This window comes from Achromobacter sp. SIMBA_011 (genome assembly GCF_046535435.1).
Classification (GTDB): Bacteria; Pseudomonadota; Gammaproteobacteria; order Burkholderiales; family Burkholderiaceae_B; genus Achromobacter; species Achromobacter dolens.
Map to the genome: position 1 here is coordinate 1 of NZ_JAWRWN010000253.1, position 296 is coordinate 296.

The 296-nt window shown below is 65.9% G+C and carries 1 protein-coding gene; it reads right to left on the reverse strand.

Annotation, left to right across the window (positions count from 1 at the left end; all coding sequences use genetic code 11):
- The coding region (locus SB816_RS30815) for a YncE family protein (protein WP_410548096.1) at window positions 1-296 on the reverse strand (296 nt) is incomplete at both ends.

The window sequence follows — 296 nt, forward strand, 5'->3', positions numbered from 1 at the left end:
CGCGCCGCGCCCGGTCTGGATCTTTTTCACCAGCGTGCGGTTGTGCCAGTCCACCACGGCCACGTCGTCCTCGCCCGTCATGCCGACCAGCAGGTACTTGTCGCCGGGCGTCATCCACAGGCCCGCGGGCGTGTTGCCGATGTGCAGCTTCCAGAGCACGGTCTGCGTCGGCAAGTCGATGGCCGCCACTTCGCCGGTGTCCTGAAGCGTCACGAACGCGGTCTTGTTGTCCGACGCGAAGGTGATGTGGCTCGGCGTCTTCGCGAGCGGAATGCGCTTCACGAGCGTGACGTCAT